This window comes from Azospirillum oleiclasticum, from assembly GCF_013423485.1.
GTDB lineage: Bacteria > Pseudomonadota > Alphaproteobacteria > Azospirillales > Azospirillaceae > Azospirillum > Azospirillum oleiclasticum.
Window position 1 is genome coordinate 1 of the sequence record NZ_JABFFR010000075.1, and the last position, 19,723, is coordinate 19,723.

The following is a 19,723-nucleotide window of genomic DNA, read 5'->3' on the forward strand; positions in this document are numbered from 1 at the left end:
GCACGGGGCCGCCACCTGGGGCGACGGCAACCGGGCCACCGACTGGGCCGCCGCCGCCGAGCGCATCGGCAACGCCATCCAGAAGGTCAACCCCGACCTGCTCCTCATGGTCGAGGGCATCGAGATCTACCAGAACAACTGGGATTGGTGGGGTGGCAACCTGATGGGGGCGAAGGACGAGGGCATCGACTTCAACGTCGACAACAAGCTGGTCTATGCCCCGCACTCCTACGGCCCCGGCCTCTACCAGATGTCCTGGTTCAACACCGGCGATTTCCCGAACAACCTGCCGGCCAAGCTGACGGAGTCCTTCGGCCACCTGTTCAAGGACAACATCGCCCCGATCCTGATCGGGGAGTTCGGCGGCCGTTTCGACGACGCGCAGGAGCGGGCCTGGATCAACAAGTTCGTCCAGTACGTCAACGGCGACCTGGACGGCAACGGCAGCAAGGACATTCCCGCCGGCGATCAGGGGATGAGCTGGACCTACTGGTCCTGGAACCCCAACTCCGGCGACACCGGTGGCATCCTGAACGACGACTGGACGTCGGTCGACTACACCAAGTTCAACGCCATCAAGCCGGCGCTGTTCAGCGGCTCGGGCTCGACCACCGTGCCGGGCCAGGCGGAGATGGCCTTCACCGTCACGCTGTCGAAGGCCGCAGCCCAGACCGTCACGCTGGACTACACGACCACCGACGGCACCGCCAAGGCCGGGCAGGATTACGTCGCCGCCAAAGGCACACTGTCCTTTGCACCGGGCGAGACCACCAAGCAGGTCAAGGTGACCGTCCTCGGCGACAGCGACTCCAGCGAGCAGGAGACCTTCGGCCTGAAGCTCTCCAACCCCGAACACGCCACCATCGGCATCGGGGTCGCCGCGGGCAACATCGTGGAAGGCTCGGTCGATCTGCTGAACCATGTGCTCAGCCAGATCGCGGGCGGCAGCGGCGGCGGGTCGGGCCTCGCCGATGCGCTGCTGACCACGGCCGACGACGTGTCGAACGCCCTGCTGGTGGACGGCCTCGACAACGATCTCCTCCAGCACGCCGCGTAGCCCCGCCGGGTTCATCCTCCTGGCACACTCAGGCCGTCCGGCTGACAACAGCCGGACGGCTTTTTGCTGCGCGCAGGATAACGGACGTTCGAGCGTATATCTGTTGCCGCGCAATCACGGTGATCGTCCGCGCGCGTCTACCCGTAAGACCACGGCGCGTCACGTCGGCGGTGACGCCCCCATCGTTCGGGGAGCGCCAGCTGTGACGGGGAGCTAACCCTCCACCTTCGCGCCACCCGGAATCAGCCGCTTCACACCCCCACCAGCCCGAATTCGCGGCGAGATGCGGGCGTTCCGCACCGCAACAGTGGCAGCCGACCCATCCGAACCGCGACCCCGAACGGGACCACGGATCCCCAACGTGCACCCGATTGCGCGGGCGGCTTAAACACACGACGCGCGGAACCCAGCCAACCGTCCAGGTCACGCACTTAAGGCAAGTTGCTAAGAAAACGCCCGCTCATTAAGAACTTGTCAACTAATGGAGCGACGGCCGGCCCATAATCCTTTGGAAAATTCGGCCGGAAGGGCGGTAAGCCATTCGTCGCGATAAATTGGCGCTGGTGAGTAACCATCTCGACACTGAAAGAGATGGCGGCATCCCGTTTCAACATACAGGGACTGCGATGAGCAAATCGGATCCTGAAGCCATTTTCGATCTGGCTCCTGTAAAGAAAGCGACGCTGCCGCCGTTCGGACTGGGGCTTGTGCTTGCCGTGTCCGATGGGCTGGTGCTGGCGTTGCTTGGTTGGACCTTCGCTTCTCTGGTGCTGCCGATGACCGAGCCGCTCGCCGACGATCTGGCGCGGCGGGCGCTGGTCACCGGCCTGATGCTGGTGCCGCTGGTCAAGTCGATCTTCGGCATCTACTCGCTCGGCCGCTGCGACCTGATGGAGCGCGGGCGGCGGTCCCTGCAGGGTGCGCTTCTGTGCAGCGCCGCCCTCCTGGTTCCCTACATCGCCACCGAGGAGATGGCGGCCTTCTTCATCCTGGCGCTGGCCCTGGCGCTCACCGGCTTCGTGGCGACCTTCCTGGCCGACCTGCTGATCGTCCAGAGCGTCCTGGTCGGGCTGCCGCAGTGGCGCACGCCGGTGGTCATCATCGGCGCCGGCCGCCAGGGTGCGGCGCTGGCGGAGAAGCTGCACCGTCTGCCCTGGCTCGGCATGCGCCCGGTCTGCTTCTTCGACGAGGACGAGACGCTCTGGCACAACACCGTCGCCGGCGTGCCGGTCGCCGGGCCGGTCAGCCTGCTGAAGTCCTCCCCCGCCTACGCGGGCCTGGCCCACACCGCGATCATCGCCGAGGCCGGCCGCACCGGTGCCGCGCTGGCCGACATGGTGCGGCAGCTTCCCTTCCGGCAGGTCTACTGCGTGGTCGGCGAGGGCACCGGCGGTCTGGAGGCGCAGTGCCACGACTTCAACGGCGTGCTGGCGCTGCGCCTCGGCAAGCGCCAGCCGTCCGGCTACGCCACCCTGCGCCGCGCCTTCGACGTGGCGCTGTCCGGCATGCTGCTGCTGATGCTGGCGCCGCTGATGGGTTTCATCGCGCTGGCGATCCGGCTGGACAGCCCGGGTCCCGCCCTGTTCCGGCAGGAGCGCTGGGCCGGCGGCAACCGCACGTTCGGATGCCTGAAGTTCCGCACCATGCACCTGAACGCCGAGGCGCACCTGATGCGCATCCTGGAAAGCGACCCGGTGCTGCGCGCGGAATACGCCACCTACCACAAGCTGACCGTCGATCCGCGCATCACCCGCGTCGGCCGCCTGCTGCGCAAGACCAGCCTGGACGAACTGCCGCAGCTGTGGAACGTGCTGGTCGGCCAGATGAGCCTGATCGGCCCGCGCGCCTACATCCCGCGCGAACTGCCCGAGGTGGGCGAGGCCGCGGCCGTGATCGGCACCGTGCGGCCGGGCCTGACCGGCTACTGGCAGGTGTCGGGGCGCCACCGCACCACCTTCCAGGAGCGGGTCGCCATGGACGTGTTCTATGTCCAGAACACCGGCCTTCTGTTCGACCTCTACATTCTGGTCAAGACGGCCTTCCTACTCGCCAAGGCCGACGGGTCGTGAGGGCTCGGCCGCACGCGGCGCGTGCGGCCCCTTGGGCGTACCGCCACCGCCCGGCTACCGCAGCACGGCCCACCTTCGGCACCATCGATTTCGGCGAAGCCCAGGCCCGCACCGGAGACCGTTTCGGACCATGACGCGCAATCCGTTGGAACTCTTCGAAAAGATCGTCGCCGGGGTGGCCATCGTGGCGTTCTCCGGCACGATCTTCCCGGTGATCGCCACCGGCGGCGACGTGCTGGCCGCCGATCCGTCGGAGCATTCCGGCGTGATGGTGGTCTACGCCGCACTCTACGTCGTGATCATGGGCATGATCTGCCTGCGCCAGCGTGTGGCGCTGCGCCTGCCCTTCATCAGCCCGGCGGTGTCGGCGCTGCTGGTGCTGGCCTTCGCGTCGTGCCTGTGGTCGATCGAGCCGGAGATCACGCTGCGCCGCTCGGTCGCCTTCCTCTTCACCACCGCCTTCGGGCTCTACCTGGCGCTGCGCTGGCCGCTGGCCGAAATCATCAAGCTGTTCGCGGTGACGCTGTCGATCCTGACGCTCGCTTCCATCGCGCTGGCACTGGCGGTGCCGAGCATCGGTGTCGACCACACCCTGCACGAGGGTGCCTGGAAGGGCGTGTATTTCCAGAAGAACGTCACCGGCCGCGCCACCGTGTGGATGATGCTCTGCCTGATGTGGCTGCACTGGCAGGGCTACGGCCCGCGTTGGGCGATCCGCGGCATGCTCGCGGCGGGTGCCCTGCTGCTGCTGATGTGCGGGTCGGGCACGGCGCTGCTGACCACCATCATGAGTGCCTGCGTGCTCGCGGGGCTGCGCTGGGTGCGGATCGACGTGCGCACCCTGGTCCCCGCGGCGGCGCTGCTGGCTCTGGTCGCGCTGGCCGCAGTGCTGGCCACCACCGTCTTCTACGAGGACGTGATGGCGATGCTGGGGCGCGATCCCACGCTGACCGGCCGCACCGAGCTTTGGGAACACACGCTGGGATCCATCCAGGAGCGTTTCGTGCTCGGCTGGGGCTACGCCGCCTACTGGTACGGCGACTACGGGCCGGCGGCCATCTTCACCGTCGGCTGGGGCATCGCCTCGGCCCACAACGGGGTGATCGAGGTTCTGCTCGATCTCGGCGTGCCGGGTCTGGTGCTGGTGCTGTGGCTGATGGGCCGGGTGCTGGTCCAGGGCTTCGCCGCGGCCCGCTACGGCAAGGCGCGGGCGGAGGGCGCGTTCATCTTCACGATGGCCTGCGCCATGACGGCCATCTCGCTTTCCGAAAGCATCTTCATGGAACGGCATTCCATCAACTGGGTGATTCTCGTGGCCGGGGTGGTGACCCTGATCCGCATGCGCCAGGAAGGGCACCGGGCGGTCCAGCCCGCGGTCCTGCCGGCGCGGCTGCGCCACGCCCGCTGAACCTGACGGGCGCGTTCGGCGCCCCCCCGCGAACCGACAAACGGACAGCAGGTGCACATGACGACCCCGCAAGACCTGGTCACCGTCGTCATCCCCACGCGCAACAGGCCCGATCTGGTGCTGCGCGCGGTCGGGAGCGCGCTGGACCAGACCCACACCGCGGTCGAGGTGATCGTCGTCATCGACGGCCCCGACCCCGCCACCGTCGATCGGCTTTCCACCCTGTCCGATCCGCGGCTGACGGTGCTGGCGCTGGAGAGCAACATCGGCGCCGCCAAGGCCCGCAACCTCGCGGTCCAGCGCGGCCGCGGGCGCTGGGTGGCGTTCCTCGACGACGACGACCACTGGCTTCCCGAAAAGCTGGAGCGGCAGCTGGCCGCCGTGCCCAAGGGCGCGCTCTACCCCATCGTCAGCACGCGCTGCCGCGTGGTGACCGCGCGCGGCGAGTTCGTCTGGCCGCGCCGCCTCGCCAAGCCCGGCGAGAGCATCGCCGAGTACCTGTTCGTGCGCCGCGGCCTGTTCAAGGGCGAGACCTTCGCGCCGACCTCCACGCTGCTGGTGCCGCGCGAGCTGCTGCTGCGCGTGCCCTTCCCGAAATCGGCCTTCGACGACTGGGAGTGGCTGATCGCCGTCGGCGGCGTTCCCGGCACCGTGCTGGTCACCGCCCCCGGCGTGCTGACCGTGCATTACGCGGAAACCAACCAGGTGACGCTGTCGACCTGCCACGACATCGACCGCGCGCTCGACTGGGCCGAGCAGGTGCGGCCGATGCTCACACCGCGGGCCTTCGCCGGTCTGCTGCTGCAGACGCTGGGCGGCGAGGCGGCCGCCCGCAACGCCGAGGCGCGCCGTCGCATCCTGCGCATCGTGCTGCGCGACGGCAGGCCGAGCGCCATGGCGCTGGCCACCTTCCTGGCGCATTCGCTGATGCCGGTCACGCTGCGCCGGCGGGTGCGTCAGGCGGTGTTCGGTGCCCGCAGCGCGGCGCGCGGCCGCCCCTCCACCACCGCGGACGCGGCGTGAGGGAGACGCCCATGGAGCAGAACACCCCCACGGTGCGCATCGCGTTCGTCACCCCCGGGGGGCTGGACGCCGGGGGCGGCATCGGCCGCATGACCGGCTACATCGTCGATCATTTCCGCAAGGAAAGGCGCGGCCCGGACTGCACCGTCATCGATCCGCGCGGCGGCGGCAGCGTGTGGTGGTCGCCTCTGTTCCTGACCGCGGCCGTCCTGCGGCTGTCGGAACGGCTGATGCGGCACCGCGTGGACCTCGTCCACATCAACGTGTCGGAGCGCACGAGCTTCGTTCGCAAGTCGGCGATGCTGGCGGTGGCGCGGTTGTTCGGCTGCCCGACCGTGGCGCACCTGCACGGCGCCTCCTTTATGGAGTTCTTCGAGCACAACCCGGTGGCGCGCGCCCTCAGCCGCTGGTTCTTCAACCGGGCGACCGGCACCATCGTGCTGGGCAGCGGCTGGCGCGACTATCTCGTGCAGCGGGTCGGCGTCGATCCCGCCAAGGTGCATGTGCTCTACAACGCCGTGCCCGACATCGGGCCGGGACCGGCCGAACGGCGCCACGGCATCACGCCCGGCCGACCGCTGTCGCTCCTGGTGCTCGCCAACCTGTCGGAGCGCAAGGGCATCGGCACGCTGCTGAAGGCCGTGCGCGTCCTCAAGGACCGCGGTGTGGAGGTGCGGCTGACGCTGGGCGGCGGCGGCGACGTGGAGGGTTACCAGCGCCGCGCCGCCGAGCTGGGCATCGCCGCGCACTGCCACTTCCTGGGCTGGGTCGGGCGCGACGAGGCGCACACCCTGATCCACGAGGCGGACATGCTGCTGCTCCCGTCCACGCACGAGGGGCTGCCGATGGTGATCCTGGAGGCGCTGGCGGCCGGGCTGCCGGTGGTGACCACGCCGGTGGGATCCATCCCGGAGGTGCTTCGGCACGAGGAGACGGCGCTGCTGGTGCCGGTCGAGCATCCCGACGCGCTGGCCGACGCCATCGCGCGGCTCGCCGCCGAGCCTGCGCTGTACCGCGGACTGTCCGAAGCCGGGCGTACGCTGTACCTGCGCCGCTTCGCCATCCGCGCCTATTGCGGCACGCTGGCCGCGCTCTACGAGGACATCGCGCGCACGGGACGATCAGGTCGTTCGCGCCTGTGGCCCGCCGGCAACAAGGCCAAGCCGATTGGCGACACGCCGCTCAACTAGAACGAAAGAGGAATGGACTCACGCGTACGAGCCCATTCAGATGGCAAAGAAGAAGTGGAACCACGTCAGTGTAACACGCAAGTCTGATTGAGCAATGTTCGTCACACTCTCATATCAGACGACGAGCGTAACGAACAAGAACGTGGCGGCCAGAAGAACGCCACAATCCTAGTGAAGGCTGCGTCACGAGTAGAGGGATTGGAAGCGGTATGATCTACATCGTATCTCCCGGCGGGACGCGCGAGAAGGGCGGGATGGGTCGCGTCGTGGACAACGTCACGAGCGACCTCGCCAAGCACCGGCCCGACGTACGGTTCACGGTGGTGGACACATACGGCCCCGGCCGCTTCCACCTCATGCCCTTCTATTTCCTGCTCGCATGCCTGCGGCTGGCCACCAGCTTCGCCGGCGGGCGCGCCCAGCTCGCACACGTCCACATGGCCGATTACGGAAGCGTCCTGCGCAAGGGCATCGTGCTGGCGATCGCCCGCGCCTTCCGTGTGCCGGTCGTCCTGCACATGCACGCCGGCCGCTTTCCGGACCAGTACCGCAACTCCTCCCGCCTCGCGCGCTTCGGCATCCGCAAGGTGATCGGCATGGCCGACGAGGTGGTGGTGCTGGGCGACTATTGGCGGCGCTTCATGCAGGAGGAGTTCCAGGGCATCGCGAACCGGGTGACGGTGCTGCACAACGCCGTGCCCGGCCCGGCGGCCCTGGCGCCGCGCGCACCGACGCCGGATCCGGTCCGGCTGCTCTTCCTCGGCCGGCTGATCCCGCTGAAGGGCATCGCCTATCTGCTGGAGGCGCTGGCGACCGACGCGCTGAAGGCGCGCGATTGGCGCCTGACCATCGCCGGCGACGGCGACCTGGAGGCGCACCGCCGCAAGGTGGCGGAGGCCGGGATCGCCGACCGCGTGCATTTCACCGGCTGGCTGTCGCAGGAGGGCTGCCGGCAGGAGCTCGCGAAGGCCGACGTGCTGGTGCAGCCGTCGCTGTTCGAAGGGCTGCCGATGTCCGTGCTGGAAGGAATGGCGCACGGGCTGGCGGTCGTCGCCACGCCGGTGGGCGCGGTCCCCGACGCGGTCGAGGACGGGGTGACGGGCCTGCTGGTGCCGCCCGGCGAGTCCGCCCCGCTGGCCGACGCGCTGTGCCGCGTCATCGACGACGCCGAGCTGAGGGCGCGGCTGGGCGCCGGCGCCCGCACCCGCTTCGAGACCCAGTTCGACATGCCCGTGTGCCGCGACCGCATCGTCGAGCTCTATCGGCGCAACGCCCGCTTCTGGCCGGCGGACGCCGACACCACAACGGCGTCGTTCGCCGCCCGCGGCGCCCGCTGACCCGTTACCAGGAAGGATGGAGGCCATGAAGACTGCGCTCGGCACATTGGCCCGCTGGACGGGTCTGGAGGCGGTGATGCGGTTCGCCCGCGCCCGCCGCAACGTCACGGTGGTCGTCTACCACAACCCCGATCCGGAAACCCTGCGCAGCCACCTCGCCTGGTTCCAGCGGCGCTACCGCTTCACCACCATGGACGCCGTGGCCGACGCGCTGGAGAGCGGGCGCTGGGGGGACCTGCCACGCTACCCGCTGGTCGTCACCTTCGACGACGGGCACCGCGCCAACGCCAAGCTGGAACCGGTGCTGCGGGAGTTCGGGGTGCGGCCGACCATCTATCTGTGCAGCCGCATCATCGGCACCCATCGCCCCTACTGGTGGCAGACGCCGGCCGCGGAGCGGCTGGGGGTGGAAGCGCTGAAGCGCCTGCCCGACCGCGAACGGCGCGCGCGGCTGGCCACCGCCGGAAACGACCCCGAGCGCGACGGCGACGACCGCCAGGCGATGAGCTGGGAGGAGGTGCGCGCGCTGACCCCGGTCTGCGACTTCGGCGCACACACCCGCAACCACCCCATCCTGGTCCGCTGCGACGACCGCCAGTGCGCGGACGAGATCGCCTACTGCAAGTCGGAGGTGGAGGCCTTCCTGCAGCGGCCCTGCCAGCATTTCGCCTACCCCAACGGGGATTTCGGCGACCGCGAAGTGGCGGTGTTGCGCCAAGCCGGCTACCGCACGGCGCGCACCATCGAGCCGGGATGGAACGGGCCGGACGCCGACCCGATGCGCCTGAAAGCCTTCCCGGTGTCGGACAACGTGCCGGTCTCCTGGCTGGCGGTGCAGATGACGGGAATCCCCGCCTGGTTGCGCGGCATCCGCGACGCCCGGCGGGCCGCGGAGGGCGGCATTCCGTCCGGCCAACCCGTTCCGGTCGCCTGAACGGCCATGGCTAGGCCGTAGCACCTATCACCGGACGATGCTCTGCGGAGAAGACAACCATGATCATACGGACAGGCTAACCAGAAACCCGCAGGCTCCACTATCCTTTGCCCACTCGATTTTCTACCATTCGCGTGTGATAAAAGGTGGCAGTGACGCGATGATGATGGCGAGGCTGGCTGATCAATACTGTCTCAGTTCGTTCATTAATGAGGCAGTGATAAAGAAATGTCTCTCAATCACGCAACACTGTTCAGAAAATGAGACGCCGCGATTGCTTACGGGTCGCCAAACCATGCTCGGATGCGTTTAGGCTTCCGATACCCAGAAAAGAGGTGCCATCGTTATGCTGACCATTGCGACCACCGAGACCGCATCGAGCAGCATGGTCCTGCACGATGTCCGGGCGTTCATCGTCGAGAACTTCCTCCTCGGCAAGGACTCCGGGTTCGACAACAACGAGTCGCTGCTCGAATCGGGGATCATCGACTCCACCGGGATCATGCACGTCGTGGCTTTCCTGGAAGAGCGCTTCGGCATCTCCATCGCCGATGACGACCTGATTTCGGACAATCTGGAATCGGTCACCCAGATCGCCGCGTTCGTGACACGCAAGCAGGCGGTGAGGCAGGCGGCCTGACCCCCCGCCCACCATCCGCCCTCTCCGCCAGGGGAGAGGGCGGCGAGGCAGGAACCTGCACCAGCGACGACGAGAAGGGTCCAGAATGGCGTTTCTGTTGCACGACCTGCTGCGGGAAACCGCAGGGCGCACGCCGGACGCGACCGCGCTGATCGCCGGCAACGCCCGCCGCAGCTTCGCCGCACTGGACGCGGAGAGCGATGCCCTCGCCCACACGCTCCAGGAGCTGGGCATCGTCCGCGGCGACCGGGTCGCCGTGATGCTGGACAACTCCGTCGACTACGTCGCCGCCCTCTTCGGCATCCTGAAGGCCGGCGGAGTCTATGTCCCCGTCAACCCGTCCACCCGGCCGGACAAGCTGGCCTTCCTGCTCGCCGACTGCGGCGTGAAGGCGCTGTTCACCGCGGCGACGCTGGCACGGGTGGTGCTGCCGGCCCTGCCGCAAGCGCCGTCGGTCGGCAGCGTCGTCTGGGTGGGGCGCGAACTGCCGCCCGGTGCAACGGCCACCGACCGGCTCTACGCCGATGCGGTCGCGGGCGGCGGGCGTCCCGCCGAGGTCGGGGGAATCGACGGGGATCTGGCTGTCATCGCCTACACCTCCGGCACCACCGGGGTGCCGAAGGGCGTGATGCTGACCCACGCCAACCAGATCGCGGCCACCCGCGCGATCGCCGGCTATCTGGGCAACCGGCCGGACGATGTGGTGCTGTGCGTTCTGCCGCTCACCTTCGGTTACGGCCTGTCCCAGGTCCTGACCGCGGCGCTGGTGGGCTTCACCCTGGTGCTGGAACGCTCCTTCGCCTTCCCGGCGGAGACGCTGGGGCGGATGGTGGAGCACCGCGTCACCGGACTGCCGGGCGTGCCGACCATCTTCTCCACCCTGCTGGGGCTGGACGCGCTCGCCACGGCCGACCTGTCGTCGCTGCGCTACATCACCAACGCCGCCGCCCCGCTGTCGCCCGCGCACTTGCGCCGGCTGACGGAGCGCTTCCCGAACGCCGCCTTCTACTCGATGTACGGCGCCACGGAATGCGCGACGCGCATCAGCTTCCTCGACCCGGCCCGTCTCGCCGACAAGCCCGGTTCGGTCGGCAAGGCGATGCCCGACTGCGAGGCCTGGATCATCGACGAGGACGGCCGTCCCGCCGCCCCTGGTGTGGTGGGCGAGCTGGTGGTGCGCGGGGCCAACGTCATGCGCGGCTACTGGAACCAGCCGGAGGAGACAGCGCGCCGCCTGCGCGACGGCGTCTTCCACACCGGCGACCTGTTCCGCGCCGACGAGGATGGCTTCCTGCATTTCGTCGGCCGCAAGGACGACATGTTCAAGTGCCGCGGCGAAAAGGTGAGCCCCAAGGAGGTCGAAGCCGCGCTCTACGAACTTCCGGGCATCGCGGAGGCCGCGGTGCTGGGGGTGCCGGACACCGCCGACGGCATGGCGGTGAAGGCCTTCATCGTCCCTCGGGAGGGTGCCGAAGTGACCGAAGCTGCGATCCGCCAGCATTGCCGCGGCCGGCTCGAAGGGCATCTGGTGCCGAAATTCATCGAGTTCCGCGCGGAGCTGCCGAAGACCGACTCCGGCAAGGTGCGCCGCTTCCTGCTCGCAGAGACCGTCTGACCAACCGCCAGGGAGGGACAAGCGATGTGTGGTGTTGCCGGTGTCCTCGCCGGACCCCGCTCCGAGCCGGCCTCGGCGGAGGAGCTGCGGCGGATGATCGCCGTGCTGGGTCACCGCGGCCCCGACGGCTATGGCCTTTACCGCGACGGGCGGATCGGGCTGGCGCACGCGCGGCTCAGCATCGTCGGGCTGAAGGGCGGCTTCCAGCCCATCCACAACGAGGATCGCACGCTGTGGATCAGCTTCAACGGCGAGGTCTTCAATCACCCGGAGCTGCGCACGGAGCTGCGCGGGCTGGGTCACCGCTTCTACACCGCCACCGACACCGAGGTGATCGTCCACGCCTTCGAGCAATGGGGTGACGACGCCTGGACGCGGCTGAACGGCCAGTTTGCCTTCGCGCTGTGGGACACGCGCACCCGCACACTGCGGTTGGTGCGCGACCGGCTGGGCATCCTGCCGCTGCAGTTCGCGCGCGTCGGCGACCACATCGCCTTCGCGTCGGAGGCCAAGGCGCTCTTCGCCGGCGGCCGGGTCGAACCGCGCTTCGACGCCGCGCGGCTGGCGCAGGTGTTCACCCACTGGGCGGTCGCCCCGCACGGCAGCGTCTTCGCCGGCGTGCAGCATGTGCCGGCCGGCACCGTCCTCACCATCGGCCCGGACCTGGCCATCGCGGAGCGCCGCTACTGGCAGCCCGACCTCGCCGGTGACGACTCCCTGCGCGCCATCACACTGGACGAGGCCGCCGACCGGCTGGAGGCGGCGCTGACCGACGCCGTGCGGCTGCGGCTGCGCGCCGATGTGCCGGTGGGCGTCTACATCTCCGGCGGGCTCGACAGCTCCGTCATCGCGGCGCTGGTGCGCCGTCACAACAAGGCCGCGGTGCACAGCTTCGGTGTGCGCTTCCGCGACGGCGCCTTCGACGAGACGCCGCAGCAGCGCCTCGTCGCCGGCTTCGTCGGCACCGACCACCACGACATCGAGATCGGGCCGGAGGACATCCAGGACGCCCTGCCCGCCGTGGTCCGCCACGCCGAGACGCCGCTGGTGCGCACGGCACCCGCGCCGATGTTCCTGCTCTCCCGCCTCGTGCAGGAGACGGGGGTGCGGGTGGTGCTGACCGGCGAGGGTGCGGACGAGTGGTTCGCCGGCTACGACATCTTCAAGGAGGACCGGGTCCGCCGCTTCTGGGCACGGCGGCCGGACAGCGCCGCCCGGCCGAAGCTGCTGGGCCGCATCCACGCCTTCGCCGCCATGAACGGTGCCAAGGAAAGCCCGCTCTGGCAGAGCTTCTTCCGCCGCGGGCTGGCCGGAACGGACGATCCCTTCTACGCCCACCGCATCCGGTGGAACAACACGGCCTGGGCGCAGCGCCTGCTCAACCCCGACATCCGCGCCGCCGCCGACCCGGCCGACGCGGAGGCCGCCATCCTCGCCCGCATGCCCAAGGGGTGGGAGAGCTGGCCGCCGCTGGCCCGCGCGCAGGCGGTGGAGGTGGAGACCTTCCTGACCCCCTACCTGCTGGCAAGCCAGGCCGACCGCGTCGCCATGGGCCACAGCATCGAGGCGCGCTATCCCTTCCTCGACCCCGAGGTGGTGGCGCTCGCCGGCGACCTGCCCGGCCGGGTCAAGATGCTGGGGCTGCGCGACAAGCTGGTGGTCCGGCGGCTGGCGTCCCGGCTGCTGCCGTCGGAGATCGTGGCGCGGCCCAAGCGCCCCTACCGCGCGCCCATGACCACCGCGCTGTTCGGCGCCAACGCCCCCGGCTATGTCCGCGATCTGCTGGCGGAGGATGCGCTGGCCCGCTACGGCCTCGCCGACACGGGCGCCACCCAGGCCCTGGCCGCCAAGGCGCACCGCCAGAACGGCGCCATGGCCGGCGAGCGCGAGGAGATGGCGCTGGTCGGCGTGCTGACGCTCCAGCTCCTCGCCCGCGACGTGCTGGACGAACGCCCGCAGCGCGAGGCCACCGCCCGCGCGGCGCTGCGCAACGCGCCGTGTCATGTGGATGAGACGCTGACGATGTAACCCGTGGGGCCCCCACCCCGACACTCCGCCAAAAGACCACCCGCGACGAGGGACACCTGATCCAATGCTGAACGAGCTGAACCGGTTCGACGCCGACGCCCTCGACCTGGACTGCGCCGCCGCCGCGCGCGAGATCGAAGAGTCCATCCGCCGCATCGTCTCCACCGACCTGCGCCGGCAGGGCATCGTGCTGGGCGTGTCCGGCGGCATCGACAGCTCGGTCTGCGCGGCACTCGCCGCCCGCGCGCTGGGGCCGGAGCGGGTCCTGGCCATCCTGATGCCGGAGAAGGAGTCGTCGCCCGAGAGCACGGAGCGCGGCCGTCTGCTCTGCGGGGCCTTCGGCCTGACGCCGATCCTGGAGAACATCACCCCGGCGCTGACCGCGCTCGGCTGCTACGACCGGCGCGACAGCGCCATCCGCCGCCTGTTCCCCGAATACGCGGCCGGCTGGAAGCAGAAGATCGGGCTGGCCGCCGGCCTGCTCGACGCCGACCGGGTGAATTACTTCACCATGACCGTGCAGTCGCCCGAGGGTGACCTCCAGACCAGCCGCATGCCGGTGGATGTGTACCTGTCGGTGGTGGCCGCCACCAACCTGAAGCAGCGGGTGCGCAAGACGGTGGAGTACACCCACGCCGACCGCCTGAACTTTGCCGTGCTGGGCACGCCGAACCGGCTGGAGTACGAGCTGGGCTTCTTCGTGCGCGGCGGCGACGGTCTGGCCGACTTGAAGCCGATCGCGCACCTGTACAAGAGCCAGGTCTACCAGCTCGCCGCCTATCTGGGCGTCCCGGCGGAGATCCGCAGCCAGCCGCCGAGCACCGACACCTACACCCTGCCGCAGACGCAGGAGGAGTTCTACTACGCCATCCCCTACGACAAGCTCGACCTGGCGCTCTGCGCCTACGGCCGCGGCGTGCCGGCGGAGGAGGCGGCCGGGGCGCTCGGCCTCGCCACCGAGCAGGTGAACCGGGTCTACCAGGACATCGTGCGCAAGCGGCGCACCTCGGCCCGCATCCTGCGCCACGCCGCGCTGGTGCAGCCGGTTGAGGTCGATGGGAGCGACGCATGACCGCGATCGCCTGGGCGCAGCGCGGCATCGGCCGGTTGGAGCCGGCCGACAAGCCCCTGCTGGACTCGTTCCAGCAAGCGAATTTCGGGCCGCATTCTCTGCCGGTGCGGCCCGATTACCACCAATGGATGTACGAGGACGTGCCCCACCCCGACGTGGAGGGGCCGCAGTTCTGGGTGTGCAAGCGCAACGGCGCCATCGTCGGCCAGCAGTGCGGGATCCCCTTCCTGCTCCAGGCCGGCGAGCGGGTGACCCGCGCCTCCTGGGCGATCGACCTGATGGTGGCGCCGGAATGGCGCCTGCGCGGCGTCGGCCCCGCCCTGTCGGAGGCACACGCCATGGCCAGCCCGGTGAGCATCTCGCTGGGCATGACCGACGCGGCCTACAAGTCCTACAAGCGCACGGGCTGGACCGACCTCGGCACCATCCCGACCTGGGTGCGCCTGATCGACGCGCCGCGCTGCGTCCGCGTCAGCCCCTTCAAGGGGCCGCTGGTCACGGCGGCCGGTGCGGTGGGCGGGCCGCTGCTGTCGGGCCTGTCCATGGGCGGCAATGCGCTCGCCCGCCTGCGCGGCGCCTCGCTGGAGTTGGTGCCCGCCTTCGACGAGCGCGTCGACACCCTGTGGGAGGCGGCCAAGTCGGCGCATCCGGCGCTCGCCCGGCGCGACCGGCAAACGCTGGCCTGGCGCTTCGACCAGCTCTGGGCCTGCGACCGGCTCCGCCGTTTCTACGTCGTGCGGCGTGGCGAGGTGATGGGTTACGTCGTGCTGCGCGTGGACGAGTGGAAGGGCGAGCCGGTGGGGGTGGTGATCGACTACCTCACCCGGCCCGGCTGGACCGGGGCGGCCTTCGCGCTGACGGTGGAGCTGGCGCGGCGCGAGCGGATGACGGCGCTGCTCTGCCGCACGCTGAACGCGCGTGCCGTGCGCACCTTCAACGCGCTGGGCTTCCTCAGCCTGAAGAACGGCGTGCGGTTTCCCACCCGCGTCATGGCGCGCGTCGGCCAGAACGGCGAGCCCTTCAAGGCGGTGGTCTCCGACCCCAAGAACTGGCTGATCACCGCCTTCGACAGCGACATCGGTTTCAAGGGCCTGGGGGAATAGCGCCGCGGACGGGGCCCGGCGTACGCCCCGGCCCCGTCGCCACCCCTTTCGCGCAGGTCATCACCTCCTGCGCATCGCCCGTCGGCGCAATCGAGGCCTTCCTCTCGCCCAATAGAAATTCCCGACCGGAGCCCATAGCTTTGTCAACGGGAAGGACTCACGCCACACCGGACCGTGCCTCCCAAATCTTTCCACAGCGAAAGCCGTGGAGACAGCTTGGGGCCTCCGGAACAACTCTGCGGTGACGCCGATGGACATGAGCCAAGAAACGAATCTGCACCTCTATTCCACCTGCCCACAGTCGAAGGACATAGCCGCGGCGGACTATGTCCGCACGGTCGCGGACCATTCGCGATGGAGCGAAGAGGCCGGCTGCACGGGCATGCTGATCTACACCGACAACGGGCTGGTGGACCCCTGGCAGGTTGCGCAGACCGCCATCGCCGCCACGGAGCGGCTGGCCCCGCTGGTCGCGGTGCAGCCCATCTACATGCACCCCTACTGGGTCGCCAAGCAGATCGCCTCGATCGCCGCCCTGCACGGGCGCCGCGTGGCGCTGAACATGCTGGCCGGGGGCTTCAAGAACGACCTGATCGCGCTGGGGGACGACACCCCGCACGACGACCGCTACCGCCGCACCACGGAATACACCACCATCGTGCGAAGCCTGCTGGAGGGCGGCCCGGTGACCTTCGAGGGGCGCTACTACCGCGTCTCCAACCTGTCGCTGGCCCCGTCGCTGCCCCGCGAGCTGCGGCCGGAGATTCTGATCTCCGGCTCGTCCGACGCCGGCATCCAGGCGGCGCGCGACATCGGCGCCGTCGCCATCCGCTACCCCAAGCCGGCCGAGCAGGAGGTGGGGGCGGAGGATCTGTCCGGCCTGTCCTGCGGCGTGCGCGTCGGCATCGTGGCGCGCGAGGACGCGGCCGAGGCCTGGCGTGTGGCGGCGGAGCGCTTTCCCGCGACCCGTCAGGGCGCCATCCGGCACGCGCTCGCCATGAAGGTCAGCGACAGCGCCTGGCACCGCCAGCTCTCCGACCTGGATGAGCGGCCGGCCGGGCCGGACAGCCCCTACTGGCTGGGGCCGTTCCAGAACTACAAGACCTTCTGCCCCTATCTGGTCGGCAGCCACGAGGAGGTGGCGGCGGAACTCGCCCGCTACCTGCGCAAGGGGCACCGCACCGTGATCCTCGACATCGTCCCCGACGCGGCGGAGTTCGCGCACATCCGCACCGCCTTCGACCGCGCGCTCGAGATGGTGAGCCATGACCGCCTTGCTGCATGAACGCGTCTCGGCCGCCGCCCGCCGGTGGCCGGCCGCCATCGCCATCGTCATGCGCGACCGGCGCGTGACCTACCACCAGCTCGACGACGCCAGCACCCGCCTCGCTCGGACGCTGCGCGAGGCCGGCTGTCGCGACGGCGACCGGGTCGGGCTGCTTCTGCCGAAATCCATCGACGCCATCGTCGCCATGCTGGGCGTGCTGAAGGCGCGCGCCCTCTATGTGCCGATCGACGTCCAGAATCCGGCCCCGCGCGCCGCGCGGATCGTCGATGCCTGCCGCCCGCGGGTGATCCTGGCCGCGGCATCCGCCGCCCCGCTGCTGGCCGAACTGCGCGCCGTCAGTCCCTTCGCGGCGGAGGCCCGCGTCGGCTGGCTTGGCGTCCCGCCGCCCGCCGAGGCGCAGGCGGCCGGCTTCACCCAGGACGACGTTGACGCGCAGTCCGCCGCCCCCCTGTCGATCAGCGGCGAGCCGGAGGCGCGCGCGCACATCCTCTTCACCTCCGGCTCGACCGGGCTGCCGAAGGGCGTGGTGATCAACCACGCCAGCGTCGCCGCCTTCCTCGACTGGGCGCTGCCCCATTTCGGCTACCAGCCGGGCGACCGTGTCTCCGGGCACGCCCCTTTGCACTTCGACCTGTCGACCTTCGACATCTACGGCGCGCTGAGCGCCGGGGCGGAGCTGCATCTGGTGCCGCCGGAGCTGAACCTGCTGCCCGGCAAGCTCGCCCGCTTCATTCGCGAACGCGAGTTGGTGCAGTGGTTCTCCGTGCCGTCGGTCATGAACTACATGGCGCGCATGGACGCCGTCAGGCCCGGCGACTTCCAGGCGCTTCGCCGCGTGCTGTGGTGCGGGGAGGTGCTGCCGACCCCGGCGCTCATCCACTGGATGGAGCGGCTGCCGCACGCCAGCTTCACCAATCTCTACGGCCCGACCGAAGCGACCATCGCCTCCAGCTATTACCGTGTCTCGGGGGTGCCGTCCGACCCGGCCGCCAACATCCCGATCGGCAAGCCCTGCGGCGGCGAGCGGCTGTTCGTGCTGGACGCGGAAAAGCGGCCACTGCCGCCGGGCGAGATCGGCGACCTCTACATCGCCGGCGCCGGGCTGGCCGCCGGCTATTGGGAGGACGCGGAGAAGACGGCCGCCGCCTTCGTGCCGGCGGTGGACGGCAACGGGCTGATGTACCGCACCGGCGACCTCGCGAAGCTGCGGGAGGATGGCGAGGTGGTCTTCGTCGGCCGCGCCGACACCCAGATCAAGAGCCGCGGCTACCGCATCGAGCTGGGCGAGATCGAGGCGGCGCTGGGCGCCATCGACGCGCTCCAGGAATACGCGGTGGTGGCGGTGGACCGCGATTCCTTCGAAGGGGCGACGGTCTGCTGCGCCTACGCCGCCAAGCCCGGCCGCGAGTTGCCGGCGGCGGAGCTGCGCACGCTGCTGTCGGCGCGGCTGCCCGCCTACATGCTGCCGACCCGTTGGGCGGCGCTGGACGGTCTGCCCAAGAACGGCAACGGCAAGATCGACCGCCGCCGGCTTCAGGACGAGGTGTTCGCGACATGACCCGGCCGCTCACCCTGCTGGTCGCCGCGGAGGAGGCGGCGGGGCTGCAGCTCCTCCAGGCGCTCGCCAAGACGCCGCATCGGATCGCCGCGGTGCTCGCTTCCGGACAGGCCGCCGCGGGCACAAGCGTGCGGCAGGCGGCGGAGACGGCGGGGCTTCGGGTGCTGCCGGCCGAGCGGGTGCGCGACCCCGCCTTCGCGGAGACGATCCGGGCGGAGGGAGTGGATCTCATGCTCAACGCCCACTCCCTGCACATCGTCTGCCCGGCGGTGCTGGAGGCGCCCCGGTTCGGCGCCTGGAACCTGCATCCGGGCCCCCTGCCCCGCTACGCCGGCCTCAACGCACCGAGTTGGGCCATCTTCCGGGGCGAGTCCCGCCACGCCGTCACGCTGCACCGCATGGCGGCGGAGATCGACGCCGGCCCGATCGCCTATGAGGCGTCCTTCCCCATCGGGCCGGAGGACGCCGCCCTGCACCTCTACGTGAAGTGCACCCGACTCGGCGTTCCGCTGATGCTGCGGCTGGTTGAGGCCTTTGCCGCCGATGCGGGCGGACCGCCGCTGCGGCCGATGCTGCCGATGGGCCGCCAGGTGTTCGGTCGCAAGCCGCCCAACGGCGGCCGTGTCGATTGGGACTGGCCGGCGGAGACGGTGGCGGCCTTCGTGCGCGCCTGTGACTTCGGCCCCTTCCCGTCGCCCTGGGGTGCGCCGCTGGCGTTGCTGGACGGCCAGGAGGTCGGCCTGTCACGCACCCGGCCCGGCCGCAGGGGTCGCAGCGGCGCGGCACCCGGCACGGTGCTGTCGGTGGATGGCATCGTCGCCGAGATCGCCTGCGGGGATGGCAGTGTGCTGGTCTCCCAACTCGTCATCGACGGACGGCGCCAGCCGGCCGGCGATGTTCTGTCACCCGGCCGGCGGCTGTCCGGCCGCTCCCTTCATTCCCAACCCGTGCAGGTCCCGACACCATGACGACGACCCAGGATCTCGACCACGCGCTGGTCGGCCTCTTCGAAACCGACCTCAACGTGGCCGTCCCTTCGGCCGACACCGATCTTCTGGAGGGAGGGCTGCTGAATTCCGTCACCTTCGTGGAGCTGGTGATGCTGCTGGAGGAGCGATTCGGCGTGACCGTGCCGATCGACGACATCGAGGTCGAGCAGTTCCGCACCATCCACCAGATCGCGCTGTTCGTAGGCTCGCTTCTGGCCGACCAGCGGCGCGTCGCCGCGGCCTGACAAAACGGCAACGCCGCCCGGAGGTGTCCCGGGCGGCGTTGCCGTTGTCGGCGAAGACTGTCGAAATCCGGGAAAACCGAAGATGCTCATCCGGGCGCGGCGGCTCGCCGCTGCGCATGACGCCGGATGGGAAAGGATCAAGCCGAACGAGCGATTAGTAGGGCTCA

The 19,723-nt window shown here is 69.8% G+C and carries 16 protein-coding genes; all 16 read left to right on the forward strand.

Annotation, left to right across the window (positions count from 1 at the left end; translation table 11 throughout):
* A partial coding sequence (locus HL658_RS35900) for a Calx-beta domain-containing protein (RefSeq protein WP_180287739.1) occupies positions 1–1,057 on the forward strand: 1,057 nt, incomplete at its 5' end.
* Between the two features lie 707 nt (positions 1,058–1,764).
* Positions 1,765–3,126 (forward strand): exopolysaccharide biosynthesis polyprenyl glycosylphosphotransferase, encoded by a 1,362-nt coding sequence (locus HL658_RS35905; protein WP_343055439.1) that lies wholly within the window; start codon positions 1,765–1,767, stop codon positions 3,124–3,126.
* 130 nt (positions 3,127–3,256) lie between these two features.
* A complete protein-coding gene (locus HL658_RS35910) occupies positions 3,257–4,534 on the forward strand; it encodes an O-antigen ligase family protein (protein ID WP_180284194.1) in 1,278 nt (425 codons plus the stop codon).
* A 57-nt stretch (positions 4,535–4,591) separates the two neighbouring features.
* A complete protein-coding gene (locus HL658_RS35915) occupies positions 4,592–5,557 on the forward strand; it encodes a glycosyltransferase family 2 protein (RefSeq protein WP_180284193.1) in 966 nt (321 codons plus the stop codon).
* Positions 5,558–5,568: 11 nt separating this feature from the next.
* Positions 5,569–6,747 carry a glycosyltransferase family 4 protein gene (locus HL658_RS35920; protein ID WP_180284192.1) on the forward strand — a complete coding sequence of 393 codons (1,179 nt, stop codon included), beginning with the start codon at positions 5,569–5,571 and terminating at the stop codon, positions 6,745–6,747.
* 209 nt (positions 6,748–6,956) lie between these two features.
* Positions 6,957–8,084 carry a glycosyltransferase family 4 protein gene (locus HL658_RS35925; protein ID WP_180284191.1) on the forward strand — a complete coding sequence of 376 codons (1,128 nt, stop codon included), beginning with the start codon at positions 6,957–6,959 and terminating at the stop codon, positions 8,082–8,084.
* 25 nt (positions 8,085–8,109) lie between these two features.
* The gene (locus HL658_RS35930) at positions 8,110–9,018 is read left to right on the forward strand and encodes a polysaccharide deacetylase family protein (RefSeq protein ID WP_180284190.1); all 909 of its coding nucleotides are present in this window, start codon (positions 8,110–8,112) and stop codon (positions 9,016–9,018) included.
* Positions 9,019–9,364: 346 nt separating this feature from the next.
* Positions 9,365–9,658 (forward strand): acyl carrier protein, encoded by a 294-nt coding sequence (locus HL658_RS35935; RefSeq protein ID WP_180284189.1) that lies wholly within the window; start codon positions 9,365–9,367, stop codon positions 9,656–9,658.
* Positions 9,659–9,743: 85 nt separating this feature from the next.
* The gene (locus HL658_RS35940; protein WP_180284188.1) at positions 9,744–11,273 is read left to right on the forward strand and encodes a class I adenylate-forming enzyme family protein; all 1,530 of its coding nucleotides are present in this window, start codon (positions 9,744–9,746) and stop codon (positions 11,271–11,273) included.
* A gap of 24 nt (positions 11,274–11,297) precedes the next feature.
* A complete protein-coding gene (gene asnB / locus HL658_RS35945) occupies positions 11,298–13,301 on the forward strand; it encodes an asparagine synthase (glutamine-hydrolyzing) (RefSeq protein ID WP_180284187.1) in 2,004 nt (667 codons plus the stop codon).
* A gap of 64 nt (positions 13,302–13,365) precedes the next feature.
* Positions 13,366–14,373, forward strand: coding sequence for an NAD(+) synthase (gene nadE / locus HL658_RS35950; RefSeq protein WP_180284186.1), 1,008 nt, complete (start codon positions 13,366–13,368; stop codon positions 14,371–14,373).
* Positions 14,370–15,476: a GNAT family N-acetyltransferase gene (locus HL658_RS35955; protein WP_180284185.1), complete on the forward strand. Its 1,107-nt coding sequence runs from the start codon at positions 14,370–14,372 to the stop codon at positions 15,474–15,476. The genes nadE and HL658_RS35955 overlap by 4 nt, the downstream gene beginning before the upstream one ends.
* A gap of 256 nt (positions 15,477–15,732) precedes the next feature.
* A complete protein-coding gene (locus tag HL658_RS35960; protein ID WP_180284219.1) occupies positions 15,733–16,761 on the forward strand; it encodes an LLM class flavin-dependent oxidoreductase in 1,029 nt (342 codons plus the stop codon).
* Positions 16,742–18,322: an amino acid adenylation domain-containing protein gene (locus HL658_RS35965; protein WP_180284184.1), complete on the forward strand. Its 1,581-nt coding sequence runs from the start codon at positions 16,742–16,744 to the stop codon at positions 18,320–18,322. The genes HL658_RS35960 and HL658_RS35965 overlap by 20 nt, the downstream gene beginning before the upstream one ends.
* Entirely contained in the window at positions 18,319–19,290 is a 972-nt protein-coding gene (locus tag HL658_RS35970; RefSeq protein WP_180284183.1) for a methionyl-tRNA formyltransferase, read from the forward strand. The genes HL658_RS35965 and HL658_RS35970 overlap by 4 nt, the downstream gene beginning before the upstream one ends.
* Positions 19,287–19,556, forward strand: coding sequence for an acyl carrier protein (locus tag HL658_RS35975; protein ID WP_180284182.1), 270 nt, complete (start codon positions 19,287–19,289; stop codon positions 19,554–19,556). The genes HL658_RS35970 and HL658_RS35975 overlap by 4 nt, the downstream gene beginning before the upstream one ends.
* Positions 19,557–19,723: the final 167 nt, after the last annotated feature.